This window comes from Sphingobacterium daejeonense, assembly GCF_901472535.1.
GTDB lineage: Bacteria > Bacteroidota > Bacteroidia > Sphingobacteriales > Sphingobacteriaceae > Sphingobacterium > Sphingobacterium daejeonense.
Map to the genome: position 1 here is coordinate 1,871,522 of NZ_LR590470.1, position 20,290 is coordinate 1,891,811.

Annotated in this window: 25 protein-coding genes and 2 pseudogenes; 7 read left to right on the plus strand and 20 right to left on the minus strand. The window is 35.4% G+C overall.

The genetic code is table 11. The features are described 5' to 3' along the window. The first annotated feature begins 121 nt into the window (after positions 1-121). Positions 122-1,570 carry an IS1182 family transposase gene (locus tag FGL31_RS08935; RefSeq protein ID WP_138090679.1) on the plus strand — a complete coding sequence of 483 codons (1,449 nt, stop codon included), beginning with the start codon at positions 122-124 and terminating at the stop codon, positions 1,568-1,570. Positions 1,571-1,794: 224 nt separating this feature from the next. On the opposite strand, the gene FGL31_RS23305 is transcribed toward FGL31_RS08935, so the two are convergent. From FGL31_RS23305 to FGL31_RS08985, 14 genes and pseudogenes are all read right to left on the minus strand, one after another. Next, complete coding sequence (locus tag FGL31_RS23305; RefSeq protein ID WP_197734393.1) at positions 1,795-2,256, minus strand: NAD(P)H-dependent flavin oxidoreductase; 462 nt, start codon at positions 2,254-2,256, stop codon at positions 1,795-1,797. A gap of 179 nt (positions 2,257-2,435) precedes the next feature. Beyond that, a complete protein-coding gene (locus tag FGL31_RS23310) occupies positions 2,436-2,864 on the minus strand; it encodes a nitronate monooxygenase (RefSeq protein WP_197734153.1) in 429 nt (142 codons plus the stop codon). Positions 2,865-3,091: 227 nt separating this feature from the next. Continuing rightward, positions 3,092-3,775, minus strand: a complete 684-nt coding sequence (locus tag FGL31_RS08945) for a lycopene cyclase domain-containing protein (protein ID WP_138090682.1) — start codon at positions 3,773-3,775, stop codon at positions 3,092-3,094. Continuing rightward, positions 3,772-4,239, minus strand: coding sequence for a sterol desaturase family protein (locus FGL31_RS08950; protein ID WP_138090685.1), 468 nt, complete (start codon positions 4,237-4,239; stop codon positions 3,772-3,774). The genes FGL31_RS08945 and FGL31_RS08950 overlap by 4 nt, the downstream gene beginning before the upstream one ends. Before the next feature lie 14 nt (positions 4,240-4,253). Further along, complete coding sequence (locus FGL31_RS08955) at positions 4,254-4,706, minus strand: hypothetical protein (RefSeq protein WP_138090688.1); 453 nt, start codon at positions 4,704-4,706, stop codon at positions 4,254-4,256. 234 nt (positions 4,707-4,940) lie between these two features. After that, the gene (locus FGL31_RS08960; protein WP_317130979.1) at positions 4,941-5,543 is read right to left on the minus strand and encodes a phytoene/squalene synthase family protein; all 603 of its coding nucleotides are present in this window, start codon (positions 5,541-5,543) and stop codon (positions 4,941-4,943) included. Between the two features lie 19 nt (positions 5,544-5,562). Next, complete coding sequence (locus tag FGL31_RS25090) at positions 5,563-5,841, minus strand: hypothetical protein (RefSeq protein WP_232046477.1); 279 nt, start codon at positions 5,839-5,841, stop codon at positions 5,563-5,565. A gap of 104 nt (positions 5,842-5,945) precedes the next feature. Further along, positions 5,946-6,170 carry a hypothetical protein gene (locus tag FGL31_RS25095; protein WP_232046479.1) on the minus strand — a complete coding sequence of 75 codons (225 nt, stop codon included), beginning with the start codon at positions 6,168-6,170 and terminating at the stop codon, positions 5,946-5,948. Between the two features lie 99 nt (positions 6,171-6,269). After that, on the minus strand, positions 6,270-6,467 hold the full coding sequence (locus tag FGL31_RS25100) for a hypothetical protein (protein WP_232046480.1): 198 nt from the start codon (positions 6,465-6,467) through the stop codon (positions 6,270-6,272). 154 nt (positions 6,468-6,621) lie between these two features. Then, a complete protein-coding gene (locus tag FGL31_RS25105; protein WP_232046482.1) occupies positions 6,622-7,038 on the minus strand; it encodes a phytoene desaturase family protein in 417 nt (138 codons plus the stop codon). Next, positions 7,028-7,726, minus strand: coding sequence for a MarR family winged helix-turn-helix transcriptional regulator (locus tag FGL31_RS08970; RefSeq protein WP_138090690.1), 699 nt, complete (start codon positions 7,724-7,726; stop codon positions 7,028-7,030). The genes FGL31_RS25105 and FGL31_RS08970 overlap by 11 nt, the downstream gene beginning before the upstream one ends. 167 nt (positions 7,727-7,893) lie before the next feature. After that, a pseudogene (locus tag FGL31_RS25110) lies at positions 7,894-8,999 on the minus strand (chloride channel protein). 283 nt (positions 9,000-9,282) lie between these two features. Continuing rightward, positions 9,283-9,882, minus strand: a complete 600-nt coding sequence (locus tag FGL31_RS08980; RefSeq protein WP_138090693.1) for a tetratricopeptide repeat protein — start codon at positions 9,880-9,882, stop codon at positions 9,283-9,285. Between the two features lie 49 nt (positions 9,883-9,931). Next, entirely contained in the window at positions 9,932-10,288 is a 357-nt protein-coding gene (locus FGL31_RS08985; RefSeq protein ID WP_138090696.1) for a hypothetical protein, read from the minus strand. 151 nt (positions 10,289-10,439) lie between these two features. Between FGL31_RS08985 and FGL31_RS08990 the strand changes: the two genes are divergently transcribed. Then, complete coding sequence (locus FGL31_RS08990; RefSeq protein ID WP_197734154.1) at positions 10,440-10,961, plus strand: hypothetical protein; 522 nt, start codon at positions 10,440-10,442, stop codon at positions 10,959-10,961. A 126-nt stretch (positions 10,962-11,087) separates the two neighbouring features. Then, entirely contained in the window at positions 11,088-11,243 is a 156-nt protein-coding gene (locus FGL31_RS23315) for a hypothetical protein (protein ID WP_197734155.1), read from the plus strand. A 212-nt stretch (positions 11,244-11,455) separates the two neighbouring features. Here FGL31_RS23315 and FGL31_RS08995 read toward each other — a convergent pair. The 3 genes and pseudogenes from FGL31_RS08995 to FGL31_RS09005 form a co-directional block, all read right to left on the minus strand. Next, positions 11,456-12,905 (minus strand): annotated as a pseudogene (locus FGL31_RS08995) (IS1182 family transposase). A 146-nt stretch (positions 12,906-13,051) separates the two neighbouring features. Then, the gene (locus FGL31_RS09000) at positions 13,052-13,861 is read right to left on the minus strand and encodes an NAD(P)/FAD-dependent oxidoreductase (RefSeq protein ID WP_317131134.1); all 810 of its coding nucleotides are present in this window, start codon (positions 13,859-13,861) and stop codon (positions 13,052-13,054) included. 229 nt (positions 13,862-14,090) lie between these two features. Further along, a complete protein-coding gene (locus FGL31_RS09005) occupies positions 14,091-14,528 on the minus strand; it encodes a carboxymuconolactone decarboxylase family protein (RefSeq protein WP_138090699.1) in 438 nt (145 codons plus the stop codon). Between the two features lie 860 nt (positions 14,529-15,388). Here FGL31_RS09005 and FGL31_RS09015 point away from each other — a divergent pair. Continuing rightward, on the plus strand, positions 15,389-15,919 hold the full coding sequence (locus FGL31_RS09015; RefSeq protein ID WP_138090702.1) for a hypothetical protein: 531 nt from the start codon (positions 15,389-15,391) through the stop codon (positions 15,917-15,919). 71 nt (positions 15,920-15,990) lie between these two features. On the opposite strand, the gene FGL31_RS30340 is transcribed toward FGL31_RS09015, so the two are convergent. Together FGL31_RS30340 and FGL31_RS30345 are read right to left on the minus strand one after the other, a co-directional pair. Next, on the minus strand, positions 15,991-16,641 hold the full coding sequence (locus FGL31_RS30340; RefSeq protein ID WP_317130980.1) for an aldo/keto reductase: 651 nt from the start codon (positions 16,639-16,641) through the stop codon (positions 15,991-15,993). A 5-nt stretch (positions 16,642-16,646) separates the two neighbouring features. Continuing rightward, positions 16,647-17,018 (minus strand): aldo/keto reductase, encoded by a 372-nt coding sequence (locus FGL31_RS30345; RefSeq protein WP_317130981.1) that lies wholly within the window; start codon positions 17,016-17,018, stop codon positions 16,647-16,649. Positions 17,019-17,189: 171 nt separating this feature from the next. On the opposite strand from FGL31_RS30345, the gene FGL31_RS25120 reads away from it, so the two are divergent. The 3 genes from FGL31_RS25120 to FGL31_RS09030 are packed head-to-tail and all read left to right on the plus strand — an operon-like array spanning position 17,190 to position 18,552. Next, positions 17,190-17,375, plus strand: a complete 186-nt coding sequence (locus FGL31_RS25120) for a hypothetical protein (RefSeq protein ID WP_232046488.1) — start codon at positions 17,190-17,192, stop codon at positions 17,373-17,375. Beyond that, positions 17,376-17,792 carry a DUF2306 domain-containing protein gene (locus tag FGL31_RS09025; protein ID WP_232046491.1) on the plus strand — a complete coding sequence of 139 codons (417 nt, stop codon included), beginning with the start codon at positions 17,376-17,378 and terminating at the stop codon, positions 17,790-17,792. Positions 17,793-17,823: 31 nt separating this feature from the next. Next, the gene (locus FGL31_RS09030; RefSeq protein ID WP_138090705.1) at positions 17,824-18,552 is read left to right on the plus strand and encodes a hypothetical protein; all 729 of its coding nucleotides are present in this window, start codon (positions 17,824-17,826) and stop codon (positions 18,550-18,552) included. Between the two features lie 160 nt (positions 18,553-18,712). Here the strand turns inward: FGL31_RS09030 and FGL31_RS09035 are convergent, their stop codons facing one another. After that, on the minus strand, positions 18,713-20,287 hold the full coding sequence (locus FGL31_RS09035) for a RagB/SusD family nutrient uptake outer membrane protein (protein WP_138090708.1): 1,575 nt from the start codon (positions 20,285-20,287) through the stop codon (positions 18,713-18,715). Positions 20,288-20,290 lie beyond the last annotated feature (3 nt).

Below are 20,290 nucleotides of genomic sequence, written 5' to 3' on the forward strand. Positions count from 1 at the left end.
CGGCCGCTCGACGAGGGCACTGAAAAAGTCCTCTTTTAGAATGGGCTAAAAAAAGGAGTGGAAAACAACAGTTTTCTGCTCCTTTTTTCGTATCTTAAAGTAGGCTTTAACGGACATCAGGATGCTTTCTACCCAACAAAAAATTCAGTTCAGTTCCTATTCGGGATTGTACGATATCATTGTTCCAAAAGACAATCTACTTCGCAAAATCAACGATCTTATCGATTTCAGTTTTATACATGAGGAACTTTTGGAGAAGTATTGCCAGACCAATGGGCGTACAGCAGAGAGCCCCATCAAGATGTTCAAGTACCTTCTGTTAAAGACGATCTACACCGTTTCGGATGTTGATGTCGTTGATCGTTCCAGATATGACATGTCCTTTAAATACTTTCTGGAAATGGCCCCTGAGGAGGATGTGATCAATCCAAGTTCGCTCACCAAATTCCGTAAGCTACGGTTAAAGGACATGGACCTATTGAACCTGTTGATCAATAAGACCGTAACGATCGCTCTTGAAAAGGGTATTATAAAATCAAGGTCCATCATCGTAGATGCCACACATACCCATTGCAGATCGAACCCATACACAGCACTGGAAGTGCTCAAGGAACGATCCAAGCTGTTGAGGAAAGCAATATATCAGATCGATGAGGACTACAAAGGGCGCCTACCACAAAAGAACGAGTCCAACGACCTGGACCAAGAGCTTGCCTATTGCAGGGAATTACAGAGAGTGCTGGATCAGGATCAATCTATCAGTGAAATACCGGCTGTAAAAGAGAAGTTGAACCTGTTGAAGGAAACCATCGAGGACACAAAGGAATACTATCTGCTCTCAAAAGATGGTGAAGCCAGGCTTGGACATAAATCAATGGACAGTAGTTTCTTTGGCTATAAAACACATCTGGCAATGACCGAGGAACGCATCATCACAGCAGCGGTCGTTACTACAGGCGAGAAAGGTGATGGTCCGGAACTGCCCCGATTATTGGAGATCAGCCAGCAGAATGGAATGGAAGTGGACACGATTATAGGCGATGCCGCATATTCTGGAAAGGACAATCTACGGCTGGCAAAAGAACAGAACATTGATATCATCGCTAAATTGAAACCGGCAGTCAGCCAGGGATCCAGGAAAGAAAGCGATCACTTTCACTACAATAAAGATGCGGGGATGTTTGTCTGTCCGGCTGGCCATCTAGCAATCCGGAAGGCCCGTCAGGGCAAAAAGAACATAGGTAAAAATCAAGCAGACACGTATTACTTCGATGTGGATAGATGTAAGGTTTGCCCTCTCAGGGAAGGATGTTATAAGGATGGGTCAAAAACAAAGACCTATTCGATAACCATTAAATCCGAACTCCATAAAGAGCAGATGGCTTTCCAGCAAACCTATCATTACCGGAGCAAGTCTAAGGAAAGGTATAAGATCGAGGCAAAGAACAGTGAGCTCAAGAATGTCCATGGTTATGGAAGAGCAGATTCCTATGGCATCCAAAATATGGAAATGCAGGGTGCAATGGCCATCTTCACGGTAAACTTGAAAAGAATCCTGAAATTGATCTAAAAAGGAGGAATATTACCTCAAAATCAATGGATTTGAGATTCTGAAAGCCTAAATAGCCACTCATGGTCGATTAAACCTTCAATAAAACCATTAAAAAACAAATTTTCAGAAATCCCTAGAACAAAAATGACCGAGTAAGATAAATCCTGTACTCAGTCATTTCTTTAAATCTCATTAAAAAGTTGAGACTTTTTCAGTGCCCTCCGCTCGACTGAAGGCTTTTTTTATTTGTCCATTTCATTGACAATGTTTTCAATAACTTCATTGACATGATGATATTTTAATAGGGGAGCAGCTTGACTAGCCCAAAAGGACTTAAAATCTGGATTTGATTCTGTATTTGCAGGATATGCTCCAAGTTTACCAACAATCTTCCCCTGCAATGGATAAGGAGCAACTGAATTCTGATAATCTTTTAGTTCTTCTGTTAATCGATTTCTGAGTCCTCGAGATAATCTACCTGTAAACAATTTAGTTAAAGTTGTATATCGTGCGTCAGTTGAAAACAATTTTTTTCGATGGATATTACTTGTGCCTGATTCCTCAGTAGCCAGAAATGCCGTACCTATCTGTACAGCATCTGCCCCCAAAGTAAAAGCTGCCTTAACTCCTCGAGCATCAACTATTCCTCCAGCAGCTATGATAGGGATTTTTACATGGTCAGCACCTGTGGAATCAAGGAAAATGTCCCTACCAAAGAATTTTCTGGCTTATCCAAGAATGAAACTCTATGACCTCCAGCATCAATACCAGTAGGCTACAACAGCATCTATACCAGCGTTTTCAATCGCTATCGCCTCATCTAATGTGGTTGCAGCACCAATTGTCTTAATGTTCAATTGCCTACATTTTTTCCAAAATGTCTTCAGAGGGAATCCCAAACACAAAACTGAAAAACGGCGGGCTTTACTTCAAAAATTGCCTCTATTTGATTCTCAAAAGTCGGGCTTTCAGGTAAAGGATATGTAGGTGGTTCGGCGCCAACTTCATCAAAGTATGGTTGGAATATCTTGATGATATCAACTAAGCTTTGTTCATTGAAATTCGTAGTCTCTGGGTCCACATCATTAACCCACAAATTCAGGTTGAAAGGCTTTGAAGTTTCCTTTCTAATATCGTTTGATATCTCTATGATCTCATGGGCATAAAAGGGTTGACACCCATATGAACCCAATGCTCCTGCATTTGAAACAGCTGTTGTTAAAGCTATTGAAGAAATTCTTCCCCCAAATGGTCCTTGAACTATTGGAAGATCAATATTTAAAAGATCGGTAAGCTTCGTGTCTTTCCACATAGCAATTAGTTTTACATTAAATTTAACAGGATTAGAAGAAATACAAAAATCCTTAAGGTCAAAATTACAAAGAGCTGATTAAGAGAGAGAAATATATTCATTTGGTCCACATGAGTATTTTCCTAGTTATAAAGGGGGAATGAATATATTTTTAAATAATCTATAATTTTCACAGAATGTATTTTTATCTCGAAAATTGAATTTTTGTAATTTTTTATATTAACGCATCAATCTTTAATTTCAAATTTTTTGAAGAAAAATAGAACCAACAAAAACTGACTATATCCATAAACAGCATCTTCTATCGGAATTGTTAACATTCGAATTCCTAGAAAATCATTTGGGTTATAATTTACGATAGGTGATTCAAGCCCTGTACCAGTTAAAACTCCATTCACAGGGAAAAATCCTAACATTAATATCGTGAATACTAAGGAAGCTTGTCCTATCCATTTTACTCGAACTATAAAATGCAAGTATATTAATGTGAAGATAGTTACAATAACTGTTACTAGGGTATATATTTTATCGTAATGAAGCAGTGCTATCAAACAACAAACAATGATACTTACAAAAACAATAATATTGTTAAATGCTGAGGTCCATTCTAATTTGAAGAATTTGTCAATGCAGAAATAAGTGAAAATGCAGGAGAAAGGAATAAAGATAAAAAACAAACATTCTTCTAAGGGCAATGGGCCAATGTTTAATCCGATTGTATAATTTTCATTGAACCACCAAACTCCATGGTTTGTAAACCATATATCCCATGCAATAAATGGAATAGCTACAATTATAGCTGCTTTCAAAAAGGGTATAAATTGTCTGTTGAATTTTATTCTTTTATCAAAAGATGCTATAAAACAAATGATGACCGTGAAAAATAATATTAAAAAATAAGTGTATTTCATGAGTTATCAGTTTTGTTCTTATACATTTGGAAATACTTTATTGGTACATATAAAAACCCGAAGCATTCTCCATCTTCTTTTCCAAGATGCTTATGGTGCTGTTTATGAGCTCTTCTTAAAGCCAAAAAATATGGGTTTTTGGTATGGCTGAAAATTTTAAACCGTTGGTGGATAAAGATATCATGAACAAAAAAATAGGCAATACCGTATAGCATAATACCTAGTCCAATAAAGAATAAGTAATTGTAATTATCCAATGATCCAAAATACATCAATGCGATAGTCGGTAAAGCAAATATGACAAAGAAATAATCATTTTTTTCCATAACCGTTGTATTGCTATGGTCATGATGATCTCTATGTAGATACCATAAAAATCCGTGCATAATATATTTATGAATGATCCATGTCGCACCTTCCATCAAAATAAAGGTCAAAATCAATATGAATATTTTTAAAATCATGGTATTACAATTTATTAATCACTGACTGCAAATAACTCGTTGATATTATTTCGGACTATTGCTGAACTGATTGTCTTCTGATTGGATTTTATAAACTCCTTATCTGAATTAATGTTCGAATTATACCCTAAAAATAAAGGGGCATTTTTTTGAATCGATAATCGAATAAACCTGAGTTCAACATTCTCGGGATCTAATTTAATCGCCTTTTCAATATTATTTTTTCCCTCCTTAAAAGTCTTGAGCTTATTTATTGGATTAAAAACATGATTTGCCCAAATAGTTTGCAACCCGCCTAAATAACCCAAATTGATCGGACGATCATTTTTTTTCTTCAATTCGGAAATCATTCTTGAACATAATTGCTTGTCTTTAATCGAAGCAGTATAATTTGTCCTGACAAAATCAATATCAACACCATTAATATTAAAACTGATCAAGAATAACAGTATCGAGATCATTTTCATTATAAAAAGGCTGTTTTATATCTCAAATAACTCTTTAAAGCAACATAAGCTTTTTGGGTATTCGGAATCCGAGTTCTACTCTGGAGGATTTCTTGAGATGATTTACTCTTAATCTTCTCAAACAAAGAAAGGTAGTATTTGTAGGCAAGATATACTCCAAAAATCGATGAACTTGGCAACTTCTTGATGCCAATAAAAGCTTCTTTAAATTCCAGTTCAATTTCTTTTTCAATCTTACTTTTTTATATCGTTGTCAAAAATGCTCATATCTATATTTGGGAAATAACTCCTTCCCAATATTTGATAATCGTCCTTAAGATCTCTAAGAAAATTTACTTTTTGAAATGCTGAACCCAATTTCATGGCATAAGGTTTTAACTCTTCATAGCGTACTTTATCACCTTCTGTAAAAACCTGTAAACACATTAGACCCACTACCTCAGCAGAACCATAAATATATTCATCATAGAGCTCCGAATCATAAGTGATTTTTTGAAGATCCATTTCCATGCTGTGTAAAAAGCGTTCGATTAAATATTGGTCGATTTTATAATGATTGACAGTTTCTTGGAAGGATTGTAAAATAGGATTCAAAGAGATTCCTTCTTGAAGAGCATGGTCGGTCTCAATCCTTAATCTTCTTAATAGCTTCTCTTTGTCATAGCCATGAAAACTATCTACTATCTCATCGGCTAAGCGAACATAACCATAAATAGCATAGACAGCCTTACGAATTGATGGACTTAAGGCCAATATTCCTAAAGAAAAACTAGTGCTATATTTTTCTGTTGTTTTTTTGCTAACCTCATAGGCCAACTCATCAAATAGTTTTTTCATAGTTTTTTATCTAAGATTATTAACTTCTTTTGCTACAATATTTCCAGAAATAATAGATGGAGGAACACCGGGACCTGGAACTGTCAACTGACCTGTGTAAAATAAGTTCTGGACTTTCTTGTTTCTTGATTTTTGGTTTTAAAACAGCAGTTTGACTCAAGGTATTTGCCAAACCATAAGCATTTCCGCCAAATGCATTATAATCATGAATAAAATCACTGACACAATAACTTCTCTTATAGATTATTTTGGAGGCCAAATCTTCGACTCCAGCATGACTTTCAAGCCTTGATATCATTTCAAATAAAATTTTTTTCTCGAGTTTCCTCAGAGTCTTCGATATGAATCGCCAATGGCATCAACAGAAATATGTTTTCACATCCCTCAGGCGCTACATTAGGGTCAGTCTTTGAAGGACAACAACAATAAAACAAAGGATTTTTCTGGCCACTTTTTCTCACCATAAATGGTTTCAATATGCTCATCCAGATCATGTTCAAAAAATAACGTATGATGTTTTAAGGTCGGGATTCTTTCCTTAATTCCGAGATAATAAATCAAACAGGAGGGAGCAAAGGTTTTACCTTTCCAGTAATCTTCTCTGTAGTTCCGAAATTCCTGTGGCAATAAAGATTCTGTATGATGGTAATCTGATGAAGAGATGATGTAATCAAAATTGTGCCTTACACCATTTATGGTTAAATAGGAGACATTGTTTCTTGTACATCAATTTTTTCTACCGTTTGGCTGAAGTGAAATTTGGCCCCCTTGATGTTCTGCCACTGTCTTCATAGCTAAAACTAACTGATAAAAACCGCCCATCGGATAATGAGTGCCAAGAGCATAACCCCCATAGTTCATTAAACTATAGAGAGCAGGTATATTTTTTGGAGATGCTCCTAAAAAGATCACCGGAAATTCCATGATAGTCCTTAGGTTGTGGTTGGTAAAATATTTGGACACATACTTCCTGAAGTTTGTTAGAAGATCTAATTTTATAGCAGAGCTGGCTATTTCAGGACTTACAAATTCGAGCCAATTGTGACACGGTTTCCTAATAAAATCCCTCATTCCAACTTCATATTTGAATTTCGCAGATTCCATGAACTTGTCCAGCTGAGCACCGGAAACCAACTTCTTGTTCTTCAAATAATTCTTTCAATTCCTCGTACTTTTCTGGAATACAAATGCTTTGACTGTCAAACTTGATTTCAAATTGTGGATTTAAGGATACTAAATCTAGAAAATCAGTGGTCTTATACCCAAAATCAGAAAAGAAATCATCAATAATGTCCGGCATCCAATACCAACTAGGTCCCATATCAAAAACAAAACCTTCGTCAGTGGTAAACTGCCTTGCACGTCCTCCTGGCTGATTATGTTTCTCGAAAACATGAACTTCATGACCATCTTGAGCAGTATAGGCAGCTGCCGATAAGCCCGAAAAACCAGAACCAATTATTGCAATCCTCTTTTTTGATTTATTATTCAACATTTCGATCTTGTATATCTGGATTTATGAATCCGCTTGTTTTTTTCAAACCTTCACTGAGCAAATCTTCTCCTTCGATGTTTTTATCATATAGCTCTTTATGGAATACACTCAGTTTATTTAGTAACCGAATCAATGTCATTTTTTCTGAAAGGGTGAGGTCACCAGAAACAATTTTAGTAGCCTCTCTAATCTTTCCCATATGTTTCTCTAATTCATCTTTCCCAGCTTTTGTAATAAATATCAACTTGCTCCTTTTGTCCTTTTCAGATTCTACCTGATCTACCCATCCATGTTTGATTAACCTATTTATAATTTGATTACCCACAGGCTTTTCATGAACATTTTTACGTATGAGGTCCATTTTCGACATGGGACCAAAAGAATTTAGATTGATCAGATAAATAAAATCCTCCTGTCCTGAAAAATCAGACCCTTGAATAGCTGCTTTTGAATATGATTTGCCATATCTATTCATATGAACAATAAAAGTACTTATTACACTATCCGCACTTCTTCCATTTATCTTACCTTCCCAATCCGGTTCTGATTCTTCAGTTGATCTCCTTTGAGTATCTGCAATCCAATCTTTAAATCCTTGGATATCATTTTGATAAAGAGCTGATTCTTTGCTTTCTTCTTCAAATTCTGCAATTAGCTCGACTAAATCTTTTAGAAAGTTGATTTCCATAAATATTTAATATAGTACAAATATAAACTAAAAATGTTTTAAATAATTTAAAAATAGTATAAAAATATACTAAATAAGCCCTGATTAATATTTGAATAAGTATAAACCATAAAAAAAGGGGAAATACTTAAATAACCCCTTTTATTTCTTAAATGAGAAACTGTCCATTACAAATCACTTATTCTTTTACCTTCTAGGCTAGTAAATCTGGGATTTTTGGCTTGTCCGATCTGTTGATTTTTATAAATGCTTGTATTCCCAGATAACAAGTAGGATACTACGCATGCTATTGCCACATATACTCCACACTCTACGCCAAACAGTTCGATTGCCATTATCGTACAAGCAATTGGAGTATTTGTTGCGCCAGCGAATACGGCTACAAATCCCATTCCTGCCAGTAAAGCCAAAGGTAGAGGAATGAATAAGGCTAAAGCATTTCCTAAGGTTGCTCCAATAAAGAACAAAGGAGTGACCTCTCCACCTTTAAATCCTGCGGATAGAGTGATGATGGTGAAAATCATTTTTAAAGCAAAATCATAGGATGGCAGTTGATTGGAAAATGCCTCCTCAATAACTGGTATTCCTAATCCTATATATTTTGTACTCCCCATCAAGAATACTGCAGCAGCAACGATAATACCGCCAACCACAGGACGCAATGGCGGATAAGTGATTTTCGTCCTGAAGATATCAGATGTTTTATGCATTAATTTACTGAATGTTGCTGCACAAATTCCGAAGATTATTCCAGCAATAATTGCATAGAGTAGGTTTGGAAGAGATAATTCAGGTACGAAATCAATATGGTAATGGGTATGCTTTGCCTGCCATAATTTGGTGATCCAATCTGCAAATGCTGCGGTTAGGAATGCTGGAAAGATTGCATTATATCTTATTCTGCCCAGTAAAAAGAATTCCATTCCAAAAATTGCCCCTGCCAACGGAGTACCAAAGACAGAACCAAATCCTCCCGCGACGCAGCAATCAATAAAATCTTTCTATCCGATGAACTTAGCCTGAAAGGCTTTGAAAATTGATCCGCTATTGATCCCGCCATTTGAATAGCAGTACCCTCTCGTCCTGCAGATCCTCCAAATAAATGAGTAACAATTGTGCCTAAGTATACAAAAGGTGCCATCCTCAACGGAATAATTTCCTTAGGATTATGGATATTGTCAATAAGAAGATTGTTTCCAGCTTCTACATTTCTTCCATAATAGTGATAAAGTAGACCAATCAATAAACCCGCAACAGGTAAAAATGCAATCATCCAGATAATGATCTTCCCGAAAATTTGTGACCCAATCCAAGGAGATCAAAAAACCAGCTGATGCAGAACCAATAAATGATCCAATGATCAGACTGAAGAGTGTCCATTTAAGGATATAAATCAATCCCGGATAATGTCGAAAGAAAAATCGTAAAGAAAGTTTAGATTTCTTAAAAGCTGATTTTTGCACGTTTGTTGAAATAGAATACCTGATAAATTTATAAAAATTTATCAATTAAGACCCTATCGACAATCTTATTTCGTCCTTTTGGCCAAGATTTCTTCAATCAATTTTTTTGGCATCTTTTGAGACCTTTTGATAAGAATAATCATTTGTATATTCAATTCCTGAATTATATCTAGAAGTTACAGAATAAGTAGCACATAAATAATACAACATTTCACCATTTTCAGCAAAAGGAGAGTATTCAGACTGTACTCTAAAATCAAGTGTGCCATCAGGTTTTAAAATATAAAAACAATGCTTATTGTATATTTTAGAACTTTTCCCATCTTCATATCTTTCAAATGCTAAGATTTTCTTTCCAGCAATATTAAATTGCTCAACACAAAACATGTCCTCTTGTTCAGTTCCTACGAGTAAACTGTCTGCATAAGCCTTGTAAATATTCTTTTTTAAGGGTTCTGCTTTCTCATATTCCTTCAGATGGTAATAACTTTGAATCAATTTGGATTGAGCAATATAATCTTTCGGATTCATTTGAATTACATATTCGAAATAAGGAATTGATTTTTCAAAATTACCTTGTAATGATTCAAAAAGTCCCAAATTATAATTGTACATTAAATCCTCGTCAGAACCTTTTTCAACATGTTTTAAGGCTTCTTGAGCTATATTTACCGCAAAGTCAAACTTCTCCATATCTACGTAAATCTGGCTAATTTCATTATATGCATAGAGGTCATTCGGGTCAAGTTCTATTGATTTTTTGAAAGGAGGTAATTGCTTCCGATGGTCTATGAATGCCCTTTAAAATAGTCCCTTTTAGAAAATGACTGGCTGAATTATCCTCCTTCTCTAATGCTAAATTTACGAGGCTTAAAGCTTTCTCATAATTTTCTTTTATCGAATGGGCGTATGCTATATAAAATAAAGGACCAGCTTGTAGGTTCTCAAAATCATTTGAGTATTTAGCAATTATATCATCGTATTTTTCACCAATAAAAAGCTTCTCTAATTCCTCAGTTCTTGAATCAGTTTCTTGAGCAATCAATAAATTAGAATGTACAAAGAAAAATAAGAGGAAAACATAAATTAATTTTCTCATAATCAGGGTTATTAATAATCAGATTGGTTCTTTACGTTAAAGATAATAAAAATAAATTGCTGGATTTTATAAATTTCCATAACATTGTAAGTGAAACCTTTGGAATAAAAGACATTTATCTTAAATTCCATTAAACCTAAAATCAAAGTATATGTTTAAAATTTATAATACTCCATTAAGAATATTGATTCTTTTCTTGTTCTTTTTCTGCGTTTCTACCTCTTATTCTATATCAAAATCAGCTTACTTTCAACTTAAAGTATATCATTTTAAAAGTTTGGACCAAGAGCAGTCCATTGATCAATATTTAGAAAAGGCATATTTACCTGCAATGCATAAATTGGGATTTAAGCATATTGCTGTTTTTAAACCCATTGAAAATAAAAATAATGAGGACAAAATAATCTATGTATTTACCTCAGCCAATGACCTTGAAAAGTTTGTCCATTTAGAGAAAAACCTATTAAAGGACAAACAATATCTGGAAGCAGGAAAATCGTACTTAGATGCATCTCATAGTAATCCTCCTTTTACGCGAGTCGAAACTATATGGATGCAAGCTTTTGAGGGCATGCCATTTATGGATATTCCAAAGCTAAAATCAAATAAAAATGAACGTGTATATGAATTAAGAAGCTATGAAGGACCAACCGAAAAATTTATCCTTGAATAAAATATCAATGTTCAACGATGGTGAAATAGATATTTTCAAAAAATTGAACTTCAATGCAGTTTTTTATGGAAGGTGATAGCAGGTAGTACAATGCCAAATCTTATTTATTTGACAACCTTTGAAAACATGAAAGATAGAGATGAACATTGGAAAGCTTTTGGCCCTCTATATAAACCTATGGCAGAGATGCCTAAGTATCAAAATAATGTTTCAAAAAATGTAACAATCCTCTGTACCCCGCAGACTATTCAGATATTTAAAATAAGTAAAAAGGCTGATTAAATAATTAGAGGGCACTGAAAAAGTCTCAACTTTTTAATGAGATTTAAAGAAATGACTGAGTACAGGATTTATCTTACTCGGTCATTTTTGTTCTAGGGATTTCTGAAAATTTGTTTTTTAATGGTTTTATTGAAGGTTTAATCGACCATGAGTGGCTATTTAGGCTTTCAGAATCTCAAATCCATTGATTTTGAGGTAATATTCCTCCTTTTTTAGATCAATTTCAGGATTCTTTTCAAGTTTACCGTGAAGATGGCCATTGCACCCTGCATTTCCATATTTTGGATGCCATAGGAATCTGCTCTTCCATAACCATGGACATTCTTGAGCTCACTGTTCTTTGCCTCGATCTTATACCTTTCCTTAGACTTGCTCCGGTAATGATAGGTTTGCTGGAAAGCCATCTGCTCTTTATGGAGTTCGGATTTAATGGTTATCGAATAGGTCTTTGTTTTTGACCCATCCTTATAACATCCTTCCCTGAGAGGGCAAACCTTACATCTATCCACATCGAAGTAATACGTGTCTGCTTGATTTTTACCTATGTTCTTTTTGCCCTGACGGGCCTTCCGGATTGCTAGATGGCCAGCCGGACAGACAAACATCCCCGCATCTTTATTGTAGTGAAAGTGATCGCTTTCTTTCCTGGATCCCTGGCTGACTGCCGGTTTCAATTTAGCGATGATATCAATGTTCTGTTCTTTTGCCAGCCGTAGATTGTCCTTTCCAGAATATGCGGCATCGCCTATAATCGTGTCCACTTCCATTCCATTCTGCTGGCTGATCTCCAATAATCGGGGCAGTTCCGGACCATCACCTTTCTCGCCTGTAGTAACGACCGCTGCTGTGATGATGCGTTCCTCGGTCATTGCCAGATGTGTTTTATAGCCAAAGAAACTACTGTCCATTGATTTATGTCCAAGCCTGGCTTCACCATCTTTTGAGAGCAGATAGTATTCCTTTGTGTCCTCGATGGTTTCCTTCAACAGGTTCAACTTCTCTTTTACAGCCGGTATTTCACTGATAGATTGATCCTGATCCAGCACTCTCTGTAATTCCCTGCAATAGGCAAGCTCTTGGTCCAGGTCGTTGGACTCGTTCTTTTGTGGTAGGCGCCCTTTGTAGTCCTCATCGATCTGATATATTGCTTTCCTCAACAGCTTGGATCGTTCCTTGAGCACTTCCAGTGCTGTGTATGGTTTCGATCTGGAATGGGTATGTGTGGCATCTACGATGATGGACCTTGATTTTATAATACCCTTTTCAAGAAGCGATCGTTACGGTCTTATTGATCAACAGGTTCAATAGGTCCATGTCCTTTAACCGTAGCTTACGGAATTTGGTGAGCGAACTTGGATTGATCACATCCTCCTCAGGGGCCATTTCCAGAAAGTATTTAAAGGACATGTCATATCTGGAACGATCAACGACATCAACATCCGAAACGGTGTAGATCGTCTTTAACAGAAGGTACTTGAACATCTTGATGGGGCTCTCTGCTGTACGCCCATTGGTCTGGCAATACTTCTCCAAAAGTTCCTCATGTATAAAACTGAAATCGATAAGATCGTTGATTTTGCGAAGTAGATTGTCTTTTGGAACAATGATATCGTACAATCCCGAATAGGAACTGAACTGAATTTTTTGTTGGGTAGAAAGCATCCTGATGTCCGTTAAAGCCTACTTTAAGATACGAAAAAAGGAGCAGAAAACTGTTGTTTTCCACTCCTTTTTTTAGCCCATTCTAAAAGAGGACTTTTTCAGTGCCCTCAATAATTAAATCGGCCTTTTATATTTTAGTTCCATTTTTAAAACCTTTCAGCTGTCAACTCCATATTGACTATAGCGCCGGCAAAATTTCCTGTTGCTACAGCATTGGCTACAGATCTCATAGGACTTGAATTATCACCGATAGCAAATATGCCTTCAACTGTTGTTTTATGGAAACTATCTACTTGAAGATACCCCAGGTCAGTCAATGCACAACCTAGTTGGTTAGGTATATTTGAATTTTGTTCAAATGGTACTGAAGAATAGATAACATCGAAAGCAATTTTACTTCCATCACTGAAAACTACATTTTTAATAATTCCCTCGGTTTGTTCCATTTCAACAACTTCTTTGTCGATTATTGAGATGTTGTGTTTTTTTAATTTTTTTAATTGTTCCGGGTTTAAAAATTTCTTCCCACCTGTAATAATGCTGATTTTATCAGTCAAATTGTTTACAAGTTGAGCAATATGAAACGCTTTTTCATTATCGATCATAATTCCTGTCTTTTTATCTCGGAACTCATATCCATGACAATAAGGGCAATGAATAACTGTCTTTCCCCAACATTCTGAAAAACCTTTGATGGAGGGAAGCAAATCTTTAATACCGGTTGCAAAAATCAATTTATTAGCATTATAAACTTCACCTGTGTCGGTAATGATTTCAAAATAATCATTAACTTTTCCACCTTCGGTCGCTAAAGAATTTTTTAAGTCAACCGTTTTGTATTTTAAAACCTGCTCCCTGGCTTTATCAGCAATTTCTTTTGGAACTATACCGTCCTGTGTTATGAAATTATGAGAATAGGGTGTATAGCGATTGCAAGGTAAACCACCGTCAAGTATTAAAACATTTTTCTGGAACGTCCTAGGGACATAGCGGCTGAAAGTCCAGCATAACTTCCTCCAACTATAATGACATCATATTTATTATCCGTTTTCATATTGTGATTATAAATTAGTAATCAGACTAATGAGCTAAAACTTAACAAATATAGATATACAAATGTAAATGCTACTAAGTTGCGTTTAATAATATTGTCATAAAATAAAGCCTCATTATTGAAGCATTACTTTATTCAGGTAATTTCTGGGTGCTAATGGCTATTCTATTCCAACCGTTTATGGTAACCACTGCCATTATGATTTGCGCTATATAATTATCATCAAAGATTTTTTTTGCTTCATCATATGTTTTATCTGATAAACCATGTTTGTGGATAAAAGTAACCTCCTCAGTAATCGCTAGAATTATTCTTTCTTCTGATGAATAACTTTCTGTATCTCGCCATGCATCCAATAAAAATAATCTTGCAGCTGTTTCACCATCTTTCAATGCATCCTGTGTATGCATATTGATGCAATAAGCGCAACCATTCATTTGAGACGCTCTAATTTTAATTAGGTGTAAATGTGTTTTGGAAAGCCCACAGCTATTTAAAAAGCTTTCTAAGGCAAGCATGCCTCTATAGGCTTTAGGTTCAAGATCCTGGATGTTTATTCTTTTGTTCATTGGATATTTTATTAAGTTCTTTTGTTTGATAAGTCAAAATTACAGGTAAATTAACAAAGAAAACTTAAGCCAGTTTAAGAATCCAGGCTAATTACTTTTTCCTTTTTTTAGCTTTGATTTCACTTAAATATTCTGGAGTCATATTTAAAAACGTCGCTAATAAATTCTGAGGAATTCTATTCGTGAATTCAGGGAAATTATCATTAAAATGATGATAGATATCTTCCCGGGAATAATTGAAAAGGTATTTAATCCGAAATTGTGAAGCTGCATAGGCTTTTTTGATACAGTAATCTAAAGTATCGTTCTAATTTTGGAAATTTCAATAATAACTCTTCTTGATCCTTGTGGTCAAGAATTATTACCTCTGTTTTTTCGACAGCTTGAATAGAAAAATTTGCATTAGATTGATGTGAAAATGCATTGTAATCAGTAAGCCACCAATCCTCAATAGCAAACTGAATAGTCTGATCAATTCCCTTCTCATTGATATAGTATATCTTAAACAGCCTGTCAAGACAAAATAATGATATTTACAGCGACTTCCTTCCAGTAATAAATGCTCTTTCTTGGAGAAAATTTTTGATTTGAAAAATTTATCCAACTCTTTTTCATCCTGTGAACTTAGTTCAATAAATTTTCTGAAATGACTAATAATTTTACTGGAATTCATGTAATCAAAAATGGATTTAATATGCAAATTAAGATAAAATAATGTGATGGTAGATAATTAGTAGATACATGTTTCGCTCTAGTAAACAGTATGTAATGAAAAGATGTTGTTAAATTAGACTGTTGTTAGGCATATTTGAAAATAACAAACCAGTAATTCCCATAAAGAAACATTAAAAATATTTAATATGGAAAACAGTAAAATTACAGAAGCAGAATTACATGAATGGATTCAAAAATTGGATCTTCCACCAATTATATTAGAAATTTATAATGAGAAGATTAGTGATCCTGTTTTTAGGGAAGAATTAGGATATGATTATAGTAAACCTTATTCTATTCTGGACCTATCTCCCAATGAACAAGAACATTACGAATTAGATAGATATAAACCAATATTGGAAATAAGAGGGTCGACAATTCTCGCATTTGATACTCATCGTAACGGTTTTATATTATATTCATTGGAAGAAAACATTGAAGAACCTAATTGCTTTACTTGGGATGGCGCTTTTTTGGATGAAGTATCTTTTTGGTTTGAAAATGAGATGTCTGAAGAGGATATTTTTCACTTAGGAAATTTACTCAACTTAAAATACACAGAGGAAATTATCGAAAGCTTGTCGGAAGCTGAAGAAAATGATGAACTTAGCACTTTTGAGGAAAAGGATGAATGGATGGAAAAAGTAATTAAAGAATTGAAATTAAGAATCGATTAATTGATAAAATTATTTATTGAGTAAAACATAAGTCGTATGCATTGTATACGACTTATGTTTTTTTAGAATTTTTACAGTTCAGCTGATTGTTGCCAAATATTGATGCCAGCATCTTTTGCATATTGGTCAATCTGATGAAGCTCCTGCTCAGAAAATTCCAAATTCTTCAAGGCTCCAACGCAATCAACAACTTGTTCTGACCTACTTGCTCCAATCAATGCGGAGGTTACACTTTTATTTTTTAAAACCCAAGATATGGCCATTTGTGCCAATGTTTGCCCTCTTGAGGAGGCAATTTCATTTAAAGACCAAATATTCTTGAGATTCTCTTCAGAGAGAAATTCTTTATTCAATGATTTGTCCTGACTGGCACGGCTATCCACAGGTACTTTATTCAAATATTTATTGGTTAGCATTCCCTGAGCAAGGGGAGAAAATACAATTGAACCTAATCCCAAATTATCCAAAGTATCCAATAGGCCATCAGGTTCTACCCAACGATTCAACATGGAATAGCTCGGTTGATGGATGATAAAAGGAGTTCCCAAAGACTTTAAAATATCATAAGCCTCCTTAGTTCTTTGAGAGTTGTAAGAAGATATACCAACATATAAAGCCTTGCCAGATCGTACAATTTGATCCAATGCCATCATAGTTTCTTCCAAAGGTGTATTGGGGTCGAATCGGTGCGAATAAAAAATATCAACATAGTCAACACCCATCCTCTTTAGAGACTGATCACAGCTTGCGATAACATATTTTCGGCTTCCCATTCGCCGTAAGGTCCTGGCCACATGAGGTATCCTGCTTTTGAAGAAATAATAAGTTCGTCACGCAAGCCTGCAAACTGTTCTTTCAAAATCCGGCCAAAGGCAAGCTCCGCACTGCCAGGAGGAGGACCGTAATTATTTGCCAAATCAAAATGATTAATCCCCAAATCAAATGCAGTTGTACAGATGTCCACTTTTTTTGAATGTGCTGTGTCATCCCCAAAGTTGTGCCACAACCCCAAAGAAATAGCAGGCAAACTTAATCCACTCTTGCCACAGCGATTATAGAGCATATGATCGTAACGGTCACTCTTAGCTTTCCAGTCCATATAGTTTAAATTGATTGAATTTAAAACCTGAAAATAATCATTATTGTTTTAGTTTCAGCGATGCCAATATCATTTTATAATCTGCGAAAGGATTTTTAATCTAAATCTATTTATTAATGCTTAATTTTAAGTGAGTTATAAAATAATCGTGATCTTATTGTTTTCTGAAAAATGTCTAGAAAAGTACTGTTTGTTCCCATTGCCATCATGGCAATTTTGATCGGTTTATATCCATTAATGTATGTATTTGTACCGCATCAATATACTTTTCTTGGAACAAAAATCCCTGAATTGTTAAAAGACAAACTATGGATGTCAGCATTCTATTTTCACATTATTTTTGGTGGGTTGGCTTAATTGGTCGGATGGATTCAATTCCTTCCAAAAATTCGACTTAATAAACCTTTTATTCATCGAAAAATCGGTTTGTTATATATACTTTCTGTTTTTACAAGTTCAATTGCAGGTATATATATGGGATTCTTTGCAAATGAAGGTGCTGTCGCATCATTAGGCTTTGTCATTTTGGGAATAATTTGGCTAACAAGTACGCTACAGGCATTCAACCAAATTAAAAAAGGCAGAATTAATTCTCATCAAAAATGGATGATTTTTAGTTATGCTGCATGTTTTTCCGCTGTTACACTTAGAATCTATCTTCCATTATTGAATATTTCATTTGAACCTTCATCAGCTTATAAAATTGTGGCATGGTTATGTTGGGTTCCAAATATAATGGTTGCAGCTTTAATTAGCAGGAAATTGAAGCTGTAATAATAGGTTAAATCCCAAAAACTGATTTTTTATGGTAAAATTAATTCAACAGAGCATATTCTTATTTTTAATTCCTTTGATTTTTCATTCTTGTGATTCAAATTCACAAAGGAGATCGGATAATACAGGGAAAGATTCAATAAAGGAGGAAGAAATAGTTTCTGATACTTTAAATTCTATCAATAAAGATATTATTAAATATAATCTTACTGATAAAAGTGTTAGGGTACTTTGGCGTGAAACAAAATACAGTGAAGAATATAAGACTGATATCAATACGATTGTTTTGGATGAAAACTACCTAAGTACCATTTCTGAACCTGAAAAAGCTGTTCTCGGATTAGCATCCACATTTATAGGCAATGAATGTCAATGGGATGGGAAAGCGGATGAAAATAGAAGCAATTTAAAATGCAAGGTTTTATTGGCCTTGAATTTAGGTTATCAATGTTCGCCAAGCCACTTGGATTTTTTAAGGAAGTGGTTTCGCGGAGATAAAGAAATAATTGAAAGCCTGGAAGCGTGTCCGACTACGCCCGATGGGGCAACTATACAAGATACTTTTGATGAAATAAACATGGATGTCAAAGGCAGTCAGATTATTATTTCATTTAAAGCGAGTGGATTTAATCTTAGAGAGGCTAGGGGATGGGACTGGACAGAAAAACATACTTATAAACTGGAAGGTGCCCAATTGTTGTTGGTAGATAAAGAAATAACCCCTAAAGTTCAAAAAACAATTGAAGTAGGAGAAGGCTAGCTTAATTCTTCAAAACTAGAGTATCATAAAAAAGGGTCGACATTTTTGTCGACCCTTTGATTGCATTTCCATCAATAGAAATTATCTAATTTTATTGTCTTTGTCCACTGTCTTATGTCTCTTGTCTTGTGTCTTATGTCTCTTATCTAAATTTCTAACCTTAATACCCTTCATTTTGGGTTAAATTAGGGTTAACAGCGATTTGTTGACTAGGTATTGCGAAAACAAGGACTTTAGGATCATTTGTGACTTGTTTTTCTTGCCAAGGCTGCAAGAATTTTCCGAAACGGATTAAGTCTTGACGTCTCCATCCTTCCCAATAAAGTTCTCTTGCACGCTCATCCAAAAGATTGTCCAGCGTTAATGATGTAAATGCCGGTACGTTTCTATTTGTTCGGATAGAGTTCACAAGTGTTAATGCTTCTGCAGGAGATCCTGTTCCCCCACGTAGTATGGCTTCAGCCTGCATCAATAATACATCAGCATATCTGAAAACTACCCAATCATTATTCCGTTGACCTGTTACAGCATAGTCAAAGGCATACTTCATAGGACGAATCCCTGCAGTTTCAAGTGTTGCTCCAGAAGTTCTGATGGTAACTGCTGCTGTAAATGAGAGCGGTGCTGACGACGGGTTACGAGCCATTAACGGTTGGTTGGTAGTCCAATTATATTGCTGACCTGCAAAGAAACCAACGTTTTGTCTGTGAAAGTTTTTCTTTCGATTTGATGTTGTATCTGCTGGATAATCATAATAAATACCTCTGCGCTCGTCAGTGGCACTGAATTTATCATAATAATCCGAGAGAGTGCACCATCCGTTCCAGCCGCCTGGCCTCATATTATAATGAGCAATCGTGTTCCAGGTACGATCCACATTACCGCCTCGTTCGCCATTTTTATTGAATAGGGTGAATATGTTTTCTGTGGATTTTGCATCGTTGTCAGGCGCAAAATTATCGAAATACTTGCCTTTTGCAGCAACACTGTATTTTCCAGATGCTGTAATCTCCTTGGCCAAAGAAATTACTTTGTTCATGTCCTCAGCCGGATAAGTAGGAGCCTGTCTGTTTAAAAAGGTTCCTTTGTTCAGGTATACTTTCATCAACAAGGTTTTTGCAGCATTTTTATTCGCAATATAAGCTGCATTCGGACCATTGTCGGGGAGACTGGCTATAATTTCTTCCAAGTCTTTGATAATATAATCCATTGCAGCCTGAGGTTGCAAAACTTCTGGTGCTATACGGAAATCTTCAAATGATTCTCCTTCCCTCAAAGGCACAACACCCCATAAATCTAACATGTCAAACATGGTCAATGCTCTCAAAAATCGAGCTTCAGCCGCCTGTTGTGCACTAGGATTGAATTGCAGAACATTGGTAGCATTGAAAATCGCACTCCCTAAACTAACAAAGGTGTTGTTCATATAACCGTTGTCGGCATTCCAAGTGTGTAGATGTATAGCACGGTGCATACCGTTATCATCCCAGTCACCACCTCTGGTAGGTGCCATCGCTGCATCAGTGGAAATCTCCTGCAATACCCAACGCTGCTCTTGTTGGTATGGTGTATTCAATGAATTATAGGCCGTGATCAATAATCCCGTAGCATCTACATTCGAAGCATCTCCTTCCTCCAACTCGCTATTAAATTCCTCATTAAGCTTTGTACAGGAAATTGTACCTCCCATTAGGGTTCCCGCTAAAGCTAAATATAATATTGATTTTAATTTCATCTG